The sequence below is a fragment of the Rosettibacter sp. KY25 genome (assembly GCF_057554405.1).
In genome coordinates this window covers 1-3,366 of record NZ_BAAJAO010000050.1, presented here as the reverse complement: position 1 = coordinate 3,366, position 3,366 = coordinate 1, and the positions used below count along the sequence as shown (strand labels likewise).

The 3,366-nt window shown below is 33.5% G+C and carries 6 protein-coding genes; all 6 read left to right on the top strand.

The window, feature by feature from the left end; genetic code table 11:
- Window positions 1-301: carboxymuconolactone decarboxylase family protein (locus AC27L2_RS13700; protein ID WP_487212333.1), on the top strand; the 301-nt coding region annotated here is incomplete at its 5' end.
- The gene (locus tag AC27L2_RS13695; RefSeq protein ID WP_487212332.1) at window positions 298-822 is read left to right on the top strand and encodes a chromate transporter; all 525 of its coding nucleotides are present in this window, start codon (window positions 298-300) and stop codon (window positions 820-822) included. The genes AC27L2_RS13700 and AC27L2_RS13695, both read left to right, overlap by 4 nt.
- 112 nt (window positions 823-934) lie before the next feature.
- On the top strand, window positions 935-1,930 hold the full coding sequence (gene moaA / locus AC27L2_RS13690; RefSeq protein WP_487212331.1) for a GTP 3',8-cyclase MoaA: 996 nt from the start codon (window positions 935-937) through the stop codon (window positions 1,928-1,930).
- Complete coding sequence (moaC, locus tag AC27L2_RS13685) at window positions 1,927-2,424, top strand: cyclic pyranopterin monophosphate synthase MoaC (RefSeq protein WP_487212330.1); 498 nt, start codon at window positions 1,927-1,929, stop codon at window positions 2,422-2,424. Before moaA ends, moaC begins: the two co-directional genes overlap by 4 nt.
- 98 nt (window positions 2,425-2,522) lie before the next feature.
- Window positions 2,523-3,023, top strand: a complete 501-nt coding sequence (locus tag AC27L2_RS13680) for an MOSC domain-containing protein (protein WP_487212329.1) — start codon at window positions 2,523-2,525, stop codon at window positions 3,021-3,023.
- A gap of 88 nt (window positions 3,024-3,111) precedes the next feature.
- A partial coding sequence (locus AC27L2_RS13675; protein WP_487212328.1) for a GxxExxY protein occupies window positions 3,112-3,366 on the top strand: 255 nt, incomplete at its 3' end.

Genomic DNA, 3,366 nt, shown 5'->3' with positions numbered 1-3,366 from the left:
ACGATTTCAGAAATTCACAGAAGATTATCCAGAAGTTGCTAAAGCTTATGAATCACTTGGCAATGCTGTTCACGCAGCTGGACCATTAGATCAAAAAACTCGTGCACTAATCAAACTTGCAATATCAATCGGCGCACGATTAGAAGGTGCTGTTCATTCACACGCTCGTAAAGCAATTAAAGCAGGATGCACACCAGAAGAGATGAGACAAGTCGCATTACTTTCTTTACCAACAATTGGACTTCCATCAATGATGGCAGCACTAAGCTGGATTGATGACATTATTGAGGATAAAAAATGATTGAGAATTTAGTAAATCTTTTCTGGGCATATGTCAAAGTTGGTTCGTTTTCCTTTGGCGGTGCTTATTCATTGATACCATTAATTGAAAAAGAAGTTGTTAAGAATCATCAATGGCTAACTCACGATGAATTTTTAAAAGTACTTGGAATGGTTGAAATATTTCCCGGTGCAATTTCAATAAAGTTCGCAACTTACACGGGTTATAAAACTGCCGGAATACTTGGCGCTGTTGCAGCAAATCTTGGTAACATTTTTACACCAGCGATTTTAATTCTGCTCAGCACATATATCTATTCAATCTATGAAAAAAATTTTCTGGTTACGAAAGCCTTCAACGGAATTAAGTTAGCAGTAATTGGAATGATTGCAGCAATTATGTATCAATACGCAGTGAAGAATGGAAATCATTGGCAAGAATTTGTATTGCTCGCAGTTGGTGCTGCATTAATAATTTTTTTCAAGCTTCATCCAGCGTATGTTGTGCTTATTGCAGCAATAATTGGAATATTAATTTTATGAAAAGAAAAAACCTAACCACGAAGGAACACGAAGGATGGCACAAAGTTTCACAAAGAAAAATCTTTGTGTTCCTTTGTGATGACCTTCGTGCCCTTTGTGGTGAGAAAAAATTATGAGATTAAAAGACAACTTTAATAGAATTCACGACTATGTTCGCATTTCACTGATTGATAAATGCAATCTCAATTGCATTTATTGTAATCCGTCGAATACATTTGCAAAGTATGAATCAAATAAATCTATTCTTTCTTACGAAGAATTATTTAGATTAATCGCAATTCTCGTAAGAGACTTGGAAGTAAAGAAAATTCGCTTTACCGGCGGCGAACCGCTTATCAGAAAAGATGTGATGCAATTTTTTGAAATGATTTCTTCACTCAAACAACAATATGATTTTGAAATTGGAATTACAACCAACGGAACTCATCTGCTTGACAAACTTGAATCACTTCAAAAATTTGGAATTGATTTACTAAATATTAGTCTCGATACTTTGAACAAAACGAAATTCATTGCAATAACCGGCAAAGATTTATTTGATGAAACACTTACGGCCATTCAAAAAGCAATTTCACTTGATTTCAAATCTGTTAAAGTAAATGTCGTTGTAATCAAAAACATAAATGATGATGAATTGATAAGCTTTATAGAATATTTCAAATCATATCCAATAACACTTCGGTTCATTGAATATATGCCATTTACAGGGAATCAATGGGACGATTCGAAATTTTTAAGCTGGCTTGAAATGAAATCTCAAATCGAAGAAAAATATTTTCTGGCAGAAATTGAAAGCGATGGAAAGGTTTCAAAAGATTTTTTTATTGATTGTGCTAAGTTAAAAATTGGATTCATCAGTTCAATCTCAAATCATTTCTGCGATAGTTGTAATCGTCTCCGAATTACTGCAAGTGGACAAATTAAAAATTGTCTATTCTCACAACCTACTCAGGTCAGTTTAAAATCTTTATTATCAAACGACTCAATCTCTGATGATGTGATTATAGAATTCATTCAAAATTCTTTGCAGTCAAAATGGATTAGACATCCAAGTGCAGAAGAACTTTCACAATTAAATCAAAACAATATGATGAGTATAGGCGGATGAAGAAAAAATTATCTCACATAAACAGCAAAGGCAAAGCACAAATGGTTGATGTTTCTGAAAAAGAAATTACAACCAGAACAGCAGAAGCTTATGCCGAAGTAAAAGTATCAAAAGAAATTTTTAATGCAATTAAAAACAACACAGTTCAAAAAGGTGATGTTCTTTCGATTGCAAAGTTTGCGGGAATTCAAGCAGCAAAAAAAACAAGCGAATTGATCCCGCTTTGTCACAATATTTTCATTTCTAAAATTGATGTTGAGTTAAAGTTAAACCCCAAAAATAAAACAGTAGAAATTAAATCATTCGCAAAAACAAATGCACAAACCGGAATTGAGATGGAAGCACTTACAGCGGTATCAGTTGCAGCGTTAACAGTTTATGATATGTGCAAAGCGATTGATAAATCAATGATAATCAATGAAATAAAATTGTTAAGTAAAACCGGAGGAAAAAGTGAAAACTATTTTGTTAAAAAACTTCGTGTTTCTTCGTGATGTACTTTGTGTTCCTTTGTGGTAGAAAAAATATTAACCACGAAGAACACAAAGGTAATCACTAAGGATATCAAGAATAATTCAGAGAGGAAATATTTATGAATAACATAGAGACAAATGAATTACTATTAGAAATTGGCGCAAAAAATATAACCGGCAAAGTTGTAGCAATCTCCATCAGCAAGAAAAAAGGAATTCCGAAAACAAACGTTCTTTCCGCAAAATTAATTGAGAACTTTGGAATTGAAGGTGATGTTCACGCCGGCAACTGGCACAGACAAATTAGTTTTCTTGCATTGGAGAGTATTGATAAGATGAGAGAAAAAGGATTACCAAATCTTCGTCCAGGTGCATTTGCTGAAAACATTACAACAGAATTTCTTGAACTGCCACAGTTAGAAGTTGGAACGCGGATGATAATCGGGAAAGAAGCTGAGCTTGAGATTACACAGATTGGAAAAGAATGTCACAGCAAGTGTGCAATCTATTTTAAAGTTGGTGATTGTGTAATGCCGCGCGAAGGAATTTTTGCAAAAGTAATTCGTGGTGGAGAAATATTTGTTGGAGATGAAATTAAAATACTTAGTGCACCTTTGTGATGCACTTTGTGTCCCTTAGTGGTGAAAAAAAGAATTAACCACGAAGGACACAAAGGATTTTCACTAAGGAACACAAAGGAGATAACAAATGAATGAAGAAGAAATATTTAAGAAAATTTTAGATTGTTCATTCAAAGTTCATACTGCACTTGGGACAGGACTATTGGAAAGTGCGTATGAAGAATGTTTGTGTTATGAACTTAATAAGCCTGCATTAAATTTTGAAAAGCAAAAACCCCTACCATTAGTTTATGAAGAAGTAAAACTTGATGCGGGATATAGAGTTGATATTTTAGTAGAAAACAAAATTATTGTTGAAATAAAATCTGTTGATGCATTGGCA